The organism is Escherichia sp. WS1265 (genome assembly GCF_046487585.1).
Taxonomy (GTDB): domain Bacteria; phylum Pseudomonadota; class Gammaproteobacteria; order Enterobacterales; family Enterobacteriaceae; genus Escherichia; species Escherichia coli.
Map to the genome: position 1 here is coordinate 1 of NZ_JBJQJE010000021.1, position 15,452 is coordinate 15,452.

At 48.8% G+C, this 15,452-nt stretch carries 21 protein-coding genes and 3 pseudogenes; 21 read left to right on the plus strand and 3 right to left on the minus strand.

Annotated elements, in window-relative coordinates:
• The 19 genes and pseudogenes from ACJHX3_RS18970 to ACJHX3_RS19060 all read left to right on the plus strand — a co-directional run.
• On the plus strand, window positions 1-95 hold a 95-nt coding region (locus ACJHX3_RS18970), incomplete at its 5' end, for an IS1 family transposase (protein ID WP_000306640.1).
• Between the two features lie 194 nt (window positions 96-289).
• Window positions 290-508 carry a hypothetical protein gene (locus tag ACJHX3_RS18975; RefSeq protein WP_244583008.1) on the plus strand — a complete coding sequence of 73 codons (219 nt, stop codon included), beginning with the start codon at window positions 290-292 and terminating at the stop codon, window positions 506-508.
• Between the two features lie 475 nt (window positions 509-983).
• Complete coding sequence (locus ACJHX3_RS18980; protein ID WP_000233577.1) at window positions 984-1,190, plus strand: phage encoded cell division inhibitor protein; 207 nt, start codon at window positions 984-986, stop codon at window positions 1,188-1,190.
• A 75-nt stretch (window positions 1,191-1,265) separates the two neighbouring features.
• Window positions 1,266-1,562: a host-nuclease inhibitor Gam family protein gene (locus ACJHX3_RS18985; protein ID WP_000995443.1), complete on the plus strand. Its 297-nt coding sequence runs from the start codon at window positions 1,266-1,268 to the stop codon at window positions 1,560-1,562.
• 5 nt (window positions 1,563-1,567) lie between these two features.
• On the plus strand, window positions 1,568-2,353 hold the full coding sequence (gene bet, locus ACJHX3_RS18990) for a phage recombination protein Bet (protein ID WP_000100847.1): 786 nt from the start codon (window positions 1,568-1,570) through the stop codon (window positions 2,351-2,353).
• Window positions 2,350-3,030: a lambda exonuclease family protein gene (locus ACJHX3_RS18995; protein ID WP_000186804.1), complete on the plus strand. Its 681-nt coding sequence runs from the start codon at window positions 2,350-2,352 to the stop codon at window positions 3,028-3,030. The genes bet and ACJHX3_RS18995 overlap by 4 nt, the downstream gene beginning before the upstream one ends.
• A complete protein-coding gene (locus ACJHX3_RS19000; protein ID WP_000682311.1) occupies window positions 3,027-3,209 on the plus strand; it encodes a DUF1317 domain-containing protein in 183 nt (60 codons plus the stop codon). The genes ACJHX3_RS18995 and ACJHX3_RS19000 overlap by 4 nt, the downstream gene beginning before the upstream one ends.
• Complete coding sequence (locus tag ACJHX3_RS19005) at window positions 3,182-3,373, plus strand: DUF1382 family protein (protein WP_000548531.1); 192 nt, start codon at window positions 3,182-3,184, stop codon at window positions 3,371-3,373. The genes ACJHX3_RS19000 and ACJHX3_RS19005 overlap by 28 nt, the downstream gene beginning before the upstream one ends.
• A 76-nt stretch (window positions 3,374-3,449) precedes the next feature.
• Complete coding sequence (locus ACJHX3_RS19010) at window positions 3,450-3,665, plus strand: hypothetical protein (RefSeq protein ID WP_000149655.1); 216 nt, start codon at window positions 3,450-3,452, stop codon at window positions 3,663-3,665.
• A 98-nt stretch (window positions 3,666-3,763) separates the two neighbouring features.
• Window positions 3,764-3,985: pseudogene (locus tag ACJHX3_RS19015) on the plus strand (TraR/DksA family transcriptional regulator).
• A 44-nt stretch (window positions 3,986-4,029) separates the two neighbouring features.
• Window positions 4,030-4,224, plus strand: a pseudogene (locus ACJHX3_RS19020) (ead/Ea22-like family protein); the annotation flags it as partial.
• A 125-nt stretch (window positions 4,225-4,349) separates the two neighbouring features.
• On the plus strand, window positions 4,350-4,991 hold the full coding sequence (locus ACJHX3_RS19025) for a dATP/dGTP pyrophosphohydrolase domain-containing protein (RefSeq protein ID WP_094321885.1): 642 nt from the start codon (window positions 4,350-4,352) through the stop codon (window positions 4,989-4,991).
• A gap of 61 nt (window positions 4,992-5,052) precedes the next feature.
• Window positions 5,053-5,295 carry a DUF4222 domain-containing protein gene (locus ACJHX3_RS19030; protein ID WP_000492058.1) on the plus strand — a complete coding sequence of 81 codons (243 nt, stop codon included), beginning with the start codon at window positions 5,053-5,055 and terminating at the stop codon, window positions 5,293-5,295.
• 96 nt (window positions 5,296-5,391) lie between these two features.
• The gene (locus tag ACJHX3_RS19035; RefSeq protein WP_000247838.1) at window positions 5,392-6,114 is read left to right on the plus strand and encodes a hypothetical protein; all 723 of its coding nucleotides are present in this window, start codon (window positions 5,392-5,394) and stop codon (window positions 6,112-6,114) included.
• A gap of 316 nt (window positions 6,115-6,430) precedes the next feature.
• Complete coding sequence (locus ACJHX3_RS19040) at window positions 6,431-7,051, plus strand: antA/AntB antirepressor family protein (protein WP_094321884.1); 621 nt, start codon at window positions 6,431-6,433, stop codon at window positions 7,049-7,051.
• A gap of 42 nt (window positions 7,052-7,093) precedes the next feature.
• Entirely contained in the window at window positions 7,094-7,261 is a 168-nt protein-coding gene (locus ACJHX3_RS19045; protein WP_094321883.1) for a hypothetical protein, read from the plus strand.
• Window positions 7,262-7,300: 39 nt separating this feature from the next.
• Window positions 7,301-7,519, plus strand: a complete 219-nt coding sequence (locus ACJHX3_RS19050) for an excisionase (protein WP_001303849.1) — start codon at window positions 7,301-7,303, stop codon at window positions 7,517-7,519.
• A complete protein-coding gene (locus ACJHX3_RS19055) occupies window positions 7,497-8,567 on the plus strand; it encodes a tyrosine-type recombinase/integrase (RefSeq protein WP_094321882.1) in 1,071 nt (356 codons plus the stop codon). Before ACJHX3_RS19050 ends, ACJHX3_RS19055 begins: the two co-directional genes overlap by 23 nt.
• Before the next feature lie 134 nt (window positions 8,568-8,701).
• A complete protein-coding gene (locus tag ACJHX3_RS19060; RefSeq protein ID WP_001091563.1) occupies window positions 8,702-9,985 on the plus strand; it encodes a putative acyl-CoA thioester hydrolase in 1,284 nt (427 codons plus the stop codon).
• Window positions 9,986-10,054: 69 nt separating this feature from the next.
• On the opposite strand, the gene ACJHX3_RS19065 is transcribed toward ACJHX3_RS19060, so the two are convergent.
• The 3 genes and pseudogenes from ACJHX3_RS19065 to ACJHX3_RS19075 all read right to left on the minus strand — a co-directional run.
• On the minus strand, window positions 10,055-12,316 hold the full coding sequence (locus ACJHX3_RS19065; protein WP_000593892.1) for a hydratase: 2,262 nt from the start codon (window positions 12,314-12,316) through the stop codon (window positions 10,055-10,057).
• Window positions 12,317-12,498: 182 nt separating this feature from the next.
• On the minus strand, window positions 12,499-13,932 hold the full coding sequence (locus tag ACJHX3_RS19070) for an anion permease (RefSeq protein WP_094308409.1): 1,434 nt from the start codon (window positions 13,930-13,932) through the stop codon (window positions 12,499-12,501).
• Window positions 13,933-14,007: 75 nt separating this feature from the next.
• A pseudogene (locus ACJHX3_RS19075) lies at window positions 14,008-14,139 on the minus strand (PrpF domain-containing protein); the annotation flags it as partial.
• 1 nt (window position 14,140) lies between these two features.
• Between ACJHX3_RS19075 and ACJHX3_RS19080 the strand changes: the two are divergent.
• Both ACJHX3_RS19080 and ACJHX3_RS19085 read left to right on the plus strand, forming a co-directional pair.
• Entirely contained in the window at window positions 14,141-14,731 is a 591-nt protein-coding gene (locus tag ACJHX3_RS19080; protein WP_012477564.1) for a plasmid pRiA4b ORF-3 family protein, read from the plus strand.
• A 136-nt stretch (window positions 14,732-14,867) separates the two neighbouring features.
• Window positions 14,868-15,440, plus strand: coding sequence for a recombinase family protein (locus tag ACJHX3_RS19085; protein WP_001493762.1), 573 nt, complete (start codon window positions 14,868-14,870; stop codon window positions 15,438-15,440).
• The last annotated feature ends 12 nt before the right edge of the window (window positions 15,441-15,452 follow it).

Below are 15,452 nucleotides of genomic sequence, written 5' to 3' on the forward strand. Positions count from 1 at the left end.
CAAGGCTGGGACGGAAGTCACTGTCGTTCTCAAAATCGGTGGAGCTGCATGACAAGGTCATCGGGCATTATCTGAACATAAAACACTATCAGTAAGTTGGAGTCATTACCGGCAGGCAGTATCACCTATTGGTAATACTTGCGATCAGATAAGTGTTGCAACAAATGTTGACGGCTGCCTTCTAAAAGTTAACGAGAGAGATAAAGCTGAAATTGATAGGCTTGATGATGATGAAGTTCTCGGTCTTCGTGAGTATCGTGCTTTTCTTACAGAATTTGATGCACAAAATATGACAGCTAAAATAATTTTAGATGGTGATGACTCAAAAAAGAGAATCACTGCTGAAATTAGCGATCCAGCTGCAGGAAAGAAGAATAACCCGTATATTAGAGCTCTTAGTGCATATATATCAACCAAAGGTGATCCATCTGCAGTATTCACTATAACCGCAAAGGCTACTGTTAAAAAAGGCCAGATAAACAGGTTATTTATTGTAGATGCGAAATGATTTCCCCGGCCGTCGTGCCGGGTTTTCTTTTGCCTCCCCTCATCACACACCGTTCAGAAAACCACCACAACCTCCCTTCAGTTATCGCTATGCGATGCAAGTCACAAAATTAATTCTTTTTGCTATCAAACAGTTAATATCAAAACACATCAATCAATAGCTATAAGTATTGATACCACCAATAGCAATAGCTATTATTACCATGTCGCAACAACACAACGATACGGCAACCACCTGATTCACCGTTGCGATGACCGCTTAGATCCGCAGTTTGAATTTCAGCAGGCTTCGGGGAGTGCGAGGGGTGAAACGGACGCGTGAACGTCGGTGTGACCAGCTGAAATCAACTCAACATTTCATACCTTAGTCGCTTCAACGAGGCGACTTAGTTATGACAACCGGCGGCCATCCACCGCCTGAATACGCGCAGAAGTCTCTATATGTTCAGCAGCCCAGCTTACGGGCAGGAGTTTTTATGGTTCATCAACATTACGGAACGCAGACCGTTAATCGAGGTGCGGTCATGCCAGGAATGCTGGTCAAACACAAAGATGGTACCTGGACTGCATCAGCTAATTTACGCGGACGGCTTTATCTGCATCGCGGCATCGAGCGCACTTATACCCGTGATTTGCTCGTGGAAGTTTTTCTCGACGGACGCGGTAACGGCCTGAATCGCTAATCCCCTTTCCTGTTTTCCTAATCAGCCTGGCATTTCGCGGGCGATATTTTCACAGCCATTTTCAGGAGTTCAGCCATGAACGCTTATTACATTCAGGATCGTCTTGAGGCTCAGAGCTGGGCGCGTCACTACCAGCAGATCGCCCGTGAAGAGAAAGAGGCAGAACTGGCAGACGACATGGAAAAAGGCCTGCCCCAGCACCTGTTTGAATCGCTATGCATCGATCATTTGCAACGCCACGGGGCCAGCAAAAAAGCCATTACCCGTGCGTTTGATGACGATGTTGGGTTTCAGGAGCGCATGGCAGAACACATCCGGTACATGGTTGAAACCATTGCTCACCACCAGGTTGATATTGATTCAGAGGTATAAAACGGATGAGTACAGCACTCGCAACGCTGGCAGGGAAGCTGGCTGAACGTGTCGGCATGGATTCTGTCGACCCACAGGAACTGATCACCACTCTTCGCCAGACGGCATTTAAAGGTGATGCCAGCGATGCGCAGTTCATCGCATTGCTGATCGTCGCCAACCAGTACGGCCTTAATCCGTGGACGAAAGAAATTTACGCCTTCCCTGATAAGCAGAACGGCATTGTTCCGGTGGTGGGCGTTGATGGCTGGTCCCGCATCATCAATGAAAACCAGCAGTTTGATGGCATGGACTTTGAGCAGGACAATGAATCCTGTACATGCCGGATTTACCGCAAAGACCGTAATCATCCGATCTGCGTTACCGAATGGATGGATGAATGCCGCCGCGAACCATTCAAAACTCGCGAAGGCAGAGAAATCACGGGGCCGTGGCAGTCGCATCCCAAACGGATGTTACGGCATAAAGCCATGATTCAGTGTGCCCGTCTGGCCTTCGGATTTGCTGGTATCTATGACAAGGATGAAGCCGAGCGCATTGTCGAAAATACTGCATACACTGCAGAACGTCAGCCAGAACGCGACATCACTCCGGTTAACGATGAAACCATGCAGGAGATTAACACTCTGCTGATCGCCCTGGATAAAACATGGGATGACGACTTATTGCCGCTCTGTTCCCAGATATTTCGCCGCGACATTCGCGCATCGTCAGAACTGACACAGGCCGAAGCAGTGAAAGCTCTTGGATTCCTGAAACAGAAAGCCACTGAGCAGAAGGTGGCAGCATGACACCGGACATTATCCTGCAGCGTACCGGGATCGACGTGAGAGCTGTCGAACAGGGGGATGATGCATGGCACAAATTACGGCTCGGCGTCATCACCGCTTCAGAAGTTCACAACGTGATAGCAAAGCCCCGCTCAGGAAAGAAGTGGCCTGACATGAAAATGTCCTACTTCCACACCCTGCTAGCTGAGGTTTGCACCGGTGTGGCTCCGGAAGTTAACGCTAAAGCGCTGGCCTGGGGAAAACAGTACGAGAACGACGCCAGAACCCTGTTTGAGTTCACTTCCGGCGTAAATGTTATTGAATCCCCGATCATCTATCGCGACGAAAGTATGCGCACCGCCTGCTCTCCCGATGGTTTATGCAGTGACGGCAATGGCCTTGAGCTGAAATGCCCGTTTACCTCCCGGGATTTCATGAAATTCCGGCTCGGTGGTTTCGAGGCCATAAAGTCGGCTTACATGGCCCAGGTGCAGTACAGCATGTGGGTGACGCGAAAAGATGCCTGGTACTTTGCCAACTATGACCCGCGTATGAAGCGTGAAGGCCTGCATTATGTCGTGATTGAGCGGAATGAAAAGTATATAGCGAGTTTTGACGAGATGGTGCCGGAGTTCATCGAAAAAATGGACGAGGCACTGGCTGAAATTGGTTTTGTATTTGGGGAGCAATGGCGATGAAGCATCCTCACGATAATATCCGGGTAGGCGCGATCACTTTCGTCTACTCCGTTACAAAGCGAGGCTGGGTATTTCCCGGCCTTTCTGTTACCCGAAATCCCCTGAAAGCACAGCGGCTGGCTGAGGAGATAAATAATAAACGGGGAGCTGTATGCACAAAGCATCTCCTGTTGAGTTAAGAACGAGCATTGAGATGGCACATAGCCTCGCTCAAATTGGAGTCAGGTTTGTGCCAATACCAGTAGAAACAGACGAAGAATTTCATACGTTAGCCGCATCCCTTTCACAAAAGCTGGAAATGATGGTGGCGAAAGCAGAAGCAGATGAGAGAGACCAGGTATGACAACCACTGAATGCATTTTTCTGGCAGCGGGCTTCATATTCTGTGTGCTTATGCTTGCCGACATGGGACTTGTTCAATGACACATCAGCAAGAAAACGCCCTTCGCAGTATTGCCCGTCAGGCTAATTCTGAAATCAAAAAAGCCAGACAGCAGTTTCCGGATAAAAACGTCGATGACATTTGCCGTAGCGTACTGAAGAAGCACCGCGAAACGGTAACGCTGATGGGATTCACACCGACTCATTTAAGCCTGGCGATCGGCATGTTAAACGGCGTCTTTAAGGAACGGTGAGCATGAAAAACAAAATCATCATGGAGATACAGGCTCCTTTTTTATTATTCGCATTCACCCTCAAGCGTATTAACCAACAATTCAGGGATTAATGAAAGATGGCAGACATCATTGATTCAGCATCAGAAATTGAAGAATTACAGCGCAACACAGCAATAAAAATGCGCCGCCTGAACCACCAGGCTATATCTGCCACTCATTGTTGTGAGTGTGGCGATCCGATAGATGAATGAAGACGCCTGGCCGTTCAGGGTTGTCGGACTTGTGCAAGTTGCCAGGAGGATCTGGAACTTATCAGTAAACAGAGAGGTTCGAAGTGAGCGAAATTAACTCTCAGGCACTGCGTGAAGCGGCAGAGCAGGCAATGCATGACGACTGGGGATTTGACGCAGACCTTTTCCATGAATTGGTAACACCATCGATTGTGCTGGAACTGCTGGATGAACGGGAAAGAAACCAGCAATACATCAAACGCCGCGACCAGGAGAACGAGGATATTGCGCTAACGGTAGGGAAGCTGCGTGTTGAGCTGGAAGGCAAAGACAGGCGCATTACTGAGGTGACAATGTGGATTAAGCGACTGAGTTCCTCTCTCAAAAACGCCAAACCAGACAGCAAGTTGCCGGATGACGCCATGATCTGGCTAAATAATGAAGGACTTACCAGTATAGAGGATATTTTACGATGAGCACTTTTACCAAAGAATGGCTACAAAATACGATTACCAGTATTGAGTCAGCACGAGATGAAATGCCATTCGAACTCGACAACGATCAAGCACACATGCTTACAGCATTTAAAATCGCTCTCGCCTCACTGGAACGCGAACAGATTCGCCACGAGCATGCCAAATGGTCTGACTCCACATTTGGCTGCGTTGGCCCCATTGGTCCACTGAAACACCTCTCAAAAGAGGCACTGGAAGCCGCAGCCGAACCTGACGATCTCAGCGAGTGGGCTGATATGCAGTTCCTGTTGTGGGATGCACAGCGCCGTGCTGGTATCAGTGATGCTGAAATTACCGCTGCTATGGAAAATAAATTGAAGATCAACATGGAACGCCAGTGGCCTGAACCAAAAGATGGTGAGCCTCGCTTGCACATTAAAGAACGCGGCAACTCTCCGGTAACTCCGGGTGGTTGGATAAGCTGTAGTGAGCGAATACCCCCTCAAGATGATTGGATTTTAATTTATTCAAAGCACGGCGAGTATATGGCAGGACAGGTACAAGGGGAATACGTGGAGTTGAGCGACGGCACTTTATCGTGGTTAGGGAACGCCTTGTTCTGGATGCCGCTACCGGAACCGCCGCAGGAGGTGAAATGATGCTTGGCCTGAAGTATTTTATGTAATTGGTATTGCTATATTTTTATCTGGGGATAAACGAATGTTCTCTCTGATTCAACGTGGTCAGATATACACCGATAGCGCTGGCTATCCAGTAAAAATCATTCGTAGTACTGATCACTCAGTATTCTTCAAGAGGATGGATGGCTATCCTGGAAGGGTGTGCATCAGAAAATTCAATAATTTATTCGAACACATTGATCACAGAGAATATCACCAGATCCTGGCTGAAACAGAGCAGGAGAACCATCTGAAAAAATTACGTGCCATGCAAAGGAGATAAACCGGTAAAGGTGTACGCGATAAAGGTGAATATCAGCACTGAATAACAATCCTCGCACTCGCGGGGATTTCTTTTATACGATATAGGGGAAAAGGTGTGGTTAACAATATTGCAAATCACTCTTCGTTTCCGGCTGTAACAATCGACAGCCAGATGCTGTTGAAAATGGTCAATGAAGCTCGCAAGTTATGTGGAGAGCCATCAGTACGTAACAACAAATTCATCGAGAAAATTGAGGATGAATTGGAAGGCGAGACCTACACAAAAAGTGTAGGTCGGAAAAACGGGGCTGACATTGATGTTATCTCCATGACTATCAAGCAGGCGCTTCGTGTTGCTGCTCGCGAATCTAAAGCAGTTCGCCGAACACTTGTAGACAAACTTGAAAGTATGCAGGAAGCGCACATTAAAAGCGGTAAATCAGCGAGTGGACTTGTTGAGTATCGTCAAGCGCGAACACTGAAAATGACGGTTGAAGCTGTTACCAATCTGTTCGATTTGATGCCAAATCTTGCGCCGGAAGCAAAGCAGACTGCTGCGGCAAGCATAATCAACCCGCTCGTTGGTTTTAATGCAATACCTCTTCCGGCAATAGAAGAGCATTACTACTCAGCAGGGGAGGTCGCAGAGCAGCTCGGAGTAACGGCAAACAAGATTGGTCGCATTGCTAACGCAAACAACCTCAAAACTGAGCAGTACGGGAAGTTCTTCCTGGATAAATCTGCGCATTCCAGCAAGCAGGTTGAAACATTTCGGTACAACGAGGCTGGAGTGCACAAAATAGAGGAACTCATCGAAGGAGAGCGAAAGGCTGCATGATTTTGACAAGATAGTTTTCCCCAAATGTGGGGAAAAGCCCGAATGGCGCGGCTTACAGCAAGATAAGGCCTACATGATTTGACAAATCCGCCAGAGCTATCGCATACTGACCGCACTACAACGTCAGCGGTCAACCGCACCCGATAGCTTTGCGGCTTTTTTATGCCTGTTTACAGGTATCGCCATATCAATGGCGGGTCGAGAGAGCCTAATACAATACCCTTTCGGGAAATACGCTCCGCCGTCTGACGCGGTAGTTGAAGCCCGCCCCCCCACTAAGGTGGCAGTCAATACTAAAACGTCAGGAGTCATAATTATGACTAATCAACTCATTCCCGTTTTCGATGGAACCATCAACAACGAACCAGTTTTACTTTGCAATGCTCGCAATCTGCACGCTTTTCTTGGTATTGGTAAAATGTTTGCTCACTGGATCAAGGACTGGCTGGGTGAATATGGATTCGTTGAAAATCAAGATTTTGTGATTGCTTGCCAAAATTGGCAAGCAAAAGGTAGAGGCGGTCACAACCGCAAGGACTACCACCTCACCCTCGACACTGCCAAGGAACTGGCGATGGTTGAGCGTAACGAGAAAGGCCGCCAGATACGCCGATACTTCATCGAGTGCGAAAAGAAGCTTCACAGCATGCAACCAGCGCAGCAATTCACAGATGAGGAAATCATCCTCCTGTGCTACATGCAGGTACAGATGGAGAATGCACAGGACACCTGCAAACGCCTGTACCCGATAATGAAGGAACTTAACTCATCATACGCGAGCAAGCTGTATGACATTGCGTTTGAAACCTTCTATGCGGTGACGAAAAACAGAGATGTACTGCTCAGGGAGGCAACACGAATTGACCAGACAAGCGCCATTTTCGAACGGGCAAGACCAATGTTAAAAAGCCTTCGGGCGAGACAATTCGAATTTTAATATCAAAGGAGCTTCGGCTCCTTTTTTTACAGGTGAAACTTAATGAAATTCAAAGTAACAGGTGAATGGAATGGAGAGCCATTCAACAGAGTTATCGAAGCCGAGAACATCAGCGACTGCTATGACCACTGGATGATATGGGCGCAGATAGCACATGCAGACATAACCAATATTCAAATTGAAGAACTGAAAGAACACCAAGCCGCCTGATGGCGGTTTTTTCTTGCGTGTAATTGCGGAGACTTTGCGATGTACTTGACACTTCAGGAGTGGAACGCTCGCCAGCGACGCCCAAGAAGCCTTGAAACAGTTCGTCGATGGGTGCGCGAATGCAGGATATTCCCTCCTCCGGTTAAGGATGGAAGAGAATATCTGTTCCACGAATCAGCGGTAAAGGTTGACTTAAATCGACCAGTAACAGGTAGCCTTTTGAAGAGGATCAGAAATGGGAAGAAGGCGAAGTCATGAGCGCCGGGATTTACCCCCTAACCTTTATATAAGAAACAATGGATATTACTGCTACAGGGACCCAAGGACGGGTAAAGAGTTTGGATTAGGCAGAGACAGGCGAATCGCAATCACTGAAGCCATACAGGCCAACATTGAGTTATTTTCAGGACACAAACACAAGCCTCTGACAGCGAGAATCAACAGTGATAATTCCGTTACGTTACATTCATGGCTTGATCGCTACGAAAAAATCCTGGCCAGCAGAGGAATCAAGCAGAAGACACTCATAAATTACATGAGCAAAATTAAAGCAATAAGGAGGGGGCTGCCTGATGCTCCACTTGAAGACATCACCACAAAAGAAATTGCGGCAATGCTCAATGGATACATAGACGAGGGCAAGGCGGCGTCAGCCAAGTTAATCAGATCAACACTGAGCGATGCATTCCGAGAGGCAATAGCTGAAGGCCATATAACAACAAACCCTGTCGCTGCCACTCGCGCAGCAAAATCAGCGGTAAGGAGATCAAGACTTACGGCTGACGAATACCTGAAAATTTATCAAGCAGCAGAATCATCACCATGTTGGCTCAGACTTGCAATGGAACTGGCTGTTGTTACCGGGCAACGAGTTGGTGATTTATGCGAAATGAAGTGGTCTGATATCGTAGATGGATATCTTTATGTCGAGCAAAGCAAAACAGGCGTAAAAATTGCCATCCCAACAACATTGCATGTTGATGCTCTCGGGATATCAATGAAGGAAACACTTGATAAATGCAAAGAGATTCTTGGCGGAGAAACCATAATTGCATCTACTCGTCGTGAACCGCTTTCATCCGGCACAGTATCAAGGTATTTTATGCGCGCACGAAAAGCATCAGGTCTTTCCTTCGAAGGGGATCCGCCTACCTTTCACGAGTTGCGCAGTTTGTCTGCAAGACTCTATGAGAAGCAGATAAGCGATAAGTTTGCTCAACATCTTCTCGGGCATAAGTCGGACACCATGGCATCACAGTATCGTGATGACAGAGGCAGGGAGTGGGACAAAATTGAAATCAAATAATGATTTTATTTTGACTGATAGTGACCTGTTCGTTGCAACAAATTGATAAGCAATGCTTTTTTATAATGCCAACTTAGTATAAAAAAGCAGGCTTCAACGGATTCATTTTTCTATTTCATAGCCCGGAGCAACCTGTGAACACATTTTCAGTTTCCCGTCTGGCGCTGGCATTGGCTTTTGGCGTGACGCTGACCGCCTGTAGCTCAACACCGCCCGATCAACGTCCTTCTGATCAAACCGCGCCTGGTACCTCTTCTCGCCCGATTCTGTCGGCAAAAGAAGCGCAGAATTTCGATGCTCAACACTATTTTGCATCCCTGACACCAGGTGCGGCAGCGTGGAATCCTTCCCCGATTACCCTGCCTGCGCAACCTGACTTTGTTGTCGGCCCGGCGGGTACTCAAGGTGTAACGCATACCACGATTCAGGCGGCGGTAGATGCGGCAATTATCAAGCGCACCAACAAGCGCCAGTATATTGCCGTGATGCCTGGTGAGTATCAGGGAACGGTATATGTCCCTGCCGCTCCGGGTGGAATTACTCTGTACGGTACAGGTGAAAAACCGATTGATGTGAAGATTGGGCTTTCCCTTGATGGGGGCATGAGCCCTGCCGACTGGCGTCATGACGTCAACCCGCGCGGCAAATATATGCCAGGTAAACCAGCGTGGTATATGTACGATAGCTGCCAGAGCAAACGCAGCGACAGTATCGGCGTTCTCTGCTCTGCGGTCTTCTGGTCACAAAACAATGGCCTGCAACTGCAAAACCTGACCATCGAAAACACGCTGGGCGATAGCGTAGATGCGGGTAACCATCCGGCGGTGGCACTGCGTACTGATGGCGACAAAGTGCAGATCAATAACGTCAACATTCTCGGTCGTCAGAATACCTTCTTTGTCACCAACAGTGGTGTGCAAAACCGTCTGGAAACCAACCGTCAGCCGCGTACTCTGGTGACCAACAGCTATATTGAAGGGGATGTGGATATCGTTTCTGGTCGCGGCGCAGTGGTGTTCGATAATACCGAATTCCGCGTGGTGAACTCACGTACTCAGCAAGAAGCGTATGTGTTTGCACCGGCTACGCTGTCTAACATCTATTACGGTTTCCTCGCCGTAAACAGCCGTTTCAATGCTTCCGGTGATGGCGTGGCGCAACTGGGCCGCTCGCTGGATGTTGATGCCAATACCAACGGTCAGGTGGTGATCCGTGATAGCGCCATCAACGAAGGTTTTAACACGGCGAAACCGTGGGCCGATGCGGTGATTTCCAATCGTCCATTCGCAGGTAACACCGGCAGCGTTGACGATAGCGACGAAATACAACGCAATCTGAATGACACTAACTACAACCGCATGTGGGAATACAATAACCGCGGCGTGGGTAGCAAAGTGGTTGCAGAGGCGAAGAAGTAAAAAAGAAAACCCGATAGTCTGAACCATCGGGTTAATGAAACTGGGCGCTATATTTCATAGCGCCTTTTTTTACATCTGACGGTTTTTATTGAAGTTAATCAAACTACCCGCCTTGATAATCTCGCGCTCTTCAGCAGTCAGACTTTCCATATAGAGCGTAATCTCTGTTACTGGCGCATCTTCATGGATCACATAACCTTTAAACGTCGTACCCGGATTATCCAGCGCCGCTTTAATGCCTGGGATGTAAATGTAATCACCTACGTCAAAGTTCGGTGCTTCCGCCATTTGCAGCGGTAACATCCCCCAGTTGATGACGTTAGAACGGTAGCGTTTAGTCGCGTACTCCTCGGCAATATTCGCCAGACCGCCAATCACACGCTGGCAGCTCGCCGCCTGCTCACGCGCAGAACCATCGCCTGGTTTCACCGCATAGACCATGCTGCCAATTTCAGTTTGCAGCGGATCAATATGCTCCTGACCAGCAATCTGCTTAATGCGCGCAAACACCTCTGTCAGCTCGCTGACATTCCCCGCCAGACGCTGATTTTCCAGCTCAGCAGTCGCTTTACTTCTGCCAACATAACCTGGATCGCGGCGTGACAGGGTAAACTCCGCCAGACCAATCGGATTTGAACGATAAGAAGAGGTTTCACCGGAAGGGATCAGTTCGTCGGTGGTGGTCACTTCGTCGAGGATCTTCGAGCACACTTTGAGGACGATATTGTCAGTCAGCGCACCTAATTCCGGCCAGTCTTTAATGTTCGGTCCGTAAATCAGCGGTTGCTGAGTTGCCCCTTTCACAAAGCCCTGATAAACACGGTTTTTATACGGCGTTACATCGAAGGCGTACTCCGGCACGTTGTCCCAGCAATCGAGTTCGCTGGCAGAAGTTAAATAGCCACCGTTTGCCGCAGTCGCAGCGATAGAACGAGCGTCCATCAACGCCACCGCTGACATCTGCCCATTGGCTGGCTTAGAGCCTTCGCGGTTCGGGAAGTTACGCGTGGTGTGGCGAATGCTCAAACCGTTGTTGATTGGCGTATCGCCCGCGCCAAAGCATGGGCCGCAGAACGCGGTTCTGATGATTGCGCCTGCGCCAATCAAATCTGCTACCACACCTTTTTTGGCGAGATCCATAAACACCGGCTGTGATGACGGATAAACCGCCAGCGAGAAGGTGTCATTGCCACAGGATTGACCGCGCAGTGCATTCGCCGCCGCGATGACGTTTTCGTAGTTACCGCCAGAACAGCCCGCGATAATCCCCTGCTGCACTTTCAGGCGACCGTTTTCGACTTTATCCAGCAGCGAGAGTTTGGCTTTACCGTGCGCCACGCGCTCGGACTCAATTTCAATCTCACGCAGAATGTCGGTCAGGTTCTGGTTCAGTGTGTCGATTTCATATACGTTGCTCGGGTGGAACGGCAGCGCAATCATTGGTTTGATGGCGCTTAAATCAACGCTGATGCAGCCATCGTAGTACGCCATCGGTTGAGGGTTAAGCTGGCAGTAATCCTGGCCGCGACCGTGCAGCGCCAGCCAGTTATGGACTTCTTCATCGGTTTGCCAGACAGAACTTAAACAGGTCGTTTCAGTGGTCATAACGTCAACGCTGTTACGGAAATCGGTAGAGAGCGCAGCAACACCGGGACCTACGAATTCCATCACTTTGTTTTTGACGTAGCCGTTTTTGAACACGGCACCGATGATAGCCAGCGCCACATCCTGTGGCCCCACATGCGGCGCAGGTTTTCCGGTCAAATGCACCGCAACCACGCCCGGATAGTCGATATCCCAGGTGTCATTAAGCAGCTGTTTTACCAACTCACCGCCACCCTCACCGACTGCCATTGTCCCTAATGCACCGTAACGGGTGTGGCTGTCTGACCCGAGGATCATTTTGCCGCCGCCTGCCATCATCTCACGCATATATTGATGGATGACCGCAATATGCGGAGGCACAAAAATACCGCCATAACGCTGCGCTGCCGATAAACCAAAAACATGGTCATCACCGTTAATGGTGCCGCCGACGGCGCAGAGTGAGTTATGGCAGTTGGTCAGCACATACGGCAGCGGGAAACGTTCCATACCGGACGCTTTAGCGGTCTGTACAATACCAACAAAGGTAATATCGTGAGAGGCTAATGAATCAAACTTAATTTTAAGTTTATCCATATTTCCGGACGTATTATGAGAAGAGAGAATAGACCAGGCAATAGTGCCTTTTTTTGCTTCTTCTTTTTTAATTTCGCCGGTGAAATGTTCTTCGGCAATTATTTCGTTATTACTGGCGAGAAACACGCCTTTTTCAGATAACTTGATCATCAAATGCTCCAGATATCTGCGCACCGGAAAGTGCGCAGAAAGATAATAAATGGATATACTCTAAATAATTCGAGTTGCAGGAAGGCGACAAGCGAGTGAATCCCCAGGAGCTTACATAAGTAAGTGACTGGGGTGAGCGAACGCAGACGCAGCACATGCAACTTGAAGTATGACGAGTATATTTACAGCATGTTCCAGCCGATCAGCATATTCCACCACCACACGCCGAGGGTGATATGCACCAGGAAGGTTAATATCGTCAGTACCGCACCGACCAACCACCAGGATTTAATATCGTTGTAACCCACGCCAAAGATGACCGGACCTGCCGCGCCGCCATAGTGAGTAACCATGCCGCCATAGGAGTTAGAGAACAACAGTGCCAGCGCGGTTAACATTAACGGCGCGCCGGAGACGTTCGCCAGCATGGCAAATACTGGTAACATGGCAACGATATAGGCACTACCGGAAGCGAAGAAATAACGCACGATAATGCTGAGGAAAATAATAACGAAGAAAGCAACGTTACCGTGACCATCAAATGCCAGGTTATTTTTAAAGACTTCAGCTAACCATTCGAAGAATTTAACTTTCGATAATAAGGAGCTTAAGCCGATAATACCGCCGTACCAGATTAAGGTATTCCAGCCGCCTTTATTTTTAACCACGTCTTCCCAGGTAACGATACCCAGCAGCAGCATAGTCGCCATAACAACGATTGCCACGGTGGATTCATCAACCCCCAGTGACTTACTGAAAATCCAGCCCAGCAGCGCCAGCACGAAGACACCGAGCAGCATTTTTTCGCGGATTTTCATCGGTCCCAGTTCGGCAAGGCCCGCTTTGGCGATGGTTTTGTTATCCACCTTCTTAATTTCTGGCGGATACATGGTGTAAATCACCAGCGGGGTGACCAGCAGCATAATGATACCCGGCAATCCAGCGGCCAGCGCCCATCCACCCCAGCTAATTTGCAGGTGCAGAATGTCGTTGATCATTTTCAGCGCCAGAATATTCCCCGCCATTGCGGTAAAGAACATATAGCTGGTGGTTTCGGTGACCATGTAAATGGACATCATCAGGTAATGTCCGACACGACGCGGACTTTTTTCCGGTTCGGACCCCAAAGCCACCGCCACGCTGTTGATGATCGGTAACACAATACCGCCCGCACGCGCGGTGTTAGACGGTGTTGCCGGAGCCAGTACCAGATCGAGAAATACCGTAACGTAACCCAGACCCAGGGTAGTGCTACCAATTTTACCAATCAGCAGATAGGCTATACGTTTACCTAAGCCGGTGGTCACAAATGCGGCGCTTAAGGTAAACGCCGAGAACACCAGCCAGGTGGTACCTGAAGAGTAACCGCTTAATACGGCGGTGGTCTTAAACGCACCGTCGGATAAGTTACCGACCACCACCATTGAGGCAGCAACGGCAATTAACAGTACGACAGGTTCCGGGAAAGGCTTGATAACCAGCCCCACAATGGCCGCCAGGTAAATACCAAAAAGCACCCACGCCAGTTCGCTTAATCCTGCCGGAGCTGGCATAAAGCCAATAATACATGGGATCGCTAATATCAGAATTAGCTTCCATAACGATTTCTTATTCATTTAAAATCCTGTTCTTTCTGTATGACTCATACAGAAGTCCTTTATTGATTGTCCTTATCCTGACAACGAATTTTTTCAGGGAAGATAAACTTCACCGGAAAATATTTTTCTGGTTGTCCGAATAACAGATGCGCGTAACGTCGTGGCATCCTGACCTTCATTACTTAAATGAACGTCGAGCGCACCACTGGGGTGTTCAATATTGATAATGAAGATCTACGTCATCAAAATAGCAGTTCATGGAGTCAGTCCGATGGTCTGGCGTCGGCTGAGAATTGCTGCCGACACGTCACTGGCCGCGCTTCACTTCATTTTCCAGATAGTGCAGGGCTGGGGGGACGACCATCTCCATCAATTTCACATTTATGGCAAAGATTACGGTATCTCCTACGAAGGAGGCATCGGTTTTGTCGATAATCCGTTCCGGGTCGTGATTGATGATTTTGCTTTTGATGCTGGCGATCGCTTTACCTATGAATACAATTTCTTTGAGCACTGGCTTCATGACATTCGTGTTGAGGCCATTTATGAAAACTCTACGCTGAAAGCGCCGTTTTGTATAAGCGGCCATGGTATGCCCGGAGCCACAGCTGCGGATGAGTTCGATAAAACCCTGGCGTTTCTTGAAGCTATCGTTAATGCGGATGATGAAACAACGGTCGGCGAGATCCGCCCTTTTGCTGACGACCTGGATGCTGTCAGGTTCAACCGCCACAAAATCAACCGGCAACTGAGCAGGCTCGACCTTGCATCTCCGGTACTGGAGCCTGAAGTTATCTGGCTGGGCCGTCGTCGCTGACTGATGTCTATAAAGGTATACGTTTTCAGCATGCCTCTCAGATCCCCGAAAAAATGTCTATAAACCTCCCTAAATCAGTGTTTATGGATTATTCTTTAAATCTCTATGATGTTTAAAGACCTTCCGGAGGTTTTGCGTGCAATATGCCTACATCAGGGTAAGCTCGGCCGATCAGAATACGGCCCGTCAGGAAGAGGCATTGTCAAAGGCGGGTTTTCAGCCTGATAAAATTTGTGTTGAGCATGCCAGCGCGAAGGACACAAACCGCCCGGGGTTACAGGAACTCCTGGGGCAATTACGCCCTGGTGATACGCTTCTGGTTCATTCCATCGATCGCCTTTGCCGGAATATGTCGGATATGTGCGCTGTCACCACCCGGCTTCGTGACCAGGGCGTTACCCTTATTTTTCTGAAAGAGCAGCTGACGTTCAGCGCCGGCACAAACAATCCGATGCAGGAACTGCAGCTGCACATGATGTCGGCATTCAGCCAGTTTGAACGAGCCTTACTGAAGGAAAGGCAGGCCGACGGCATCGCCGCGAAAAAAGCACGGGGTGAAAAAACAGGGCGCCCCGGCGCCGATATCAAAAAGATCCAGGAAATTGACGCACTCAGAAGCAGAGGGGTCAGGCTCAGGATCGCCTGCGACCATGCGGGCCTTGGCGTTTCCACATATTATAAGCTTCGTCACCAGATGAACAACCAGTAGCCGGGAGATAGT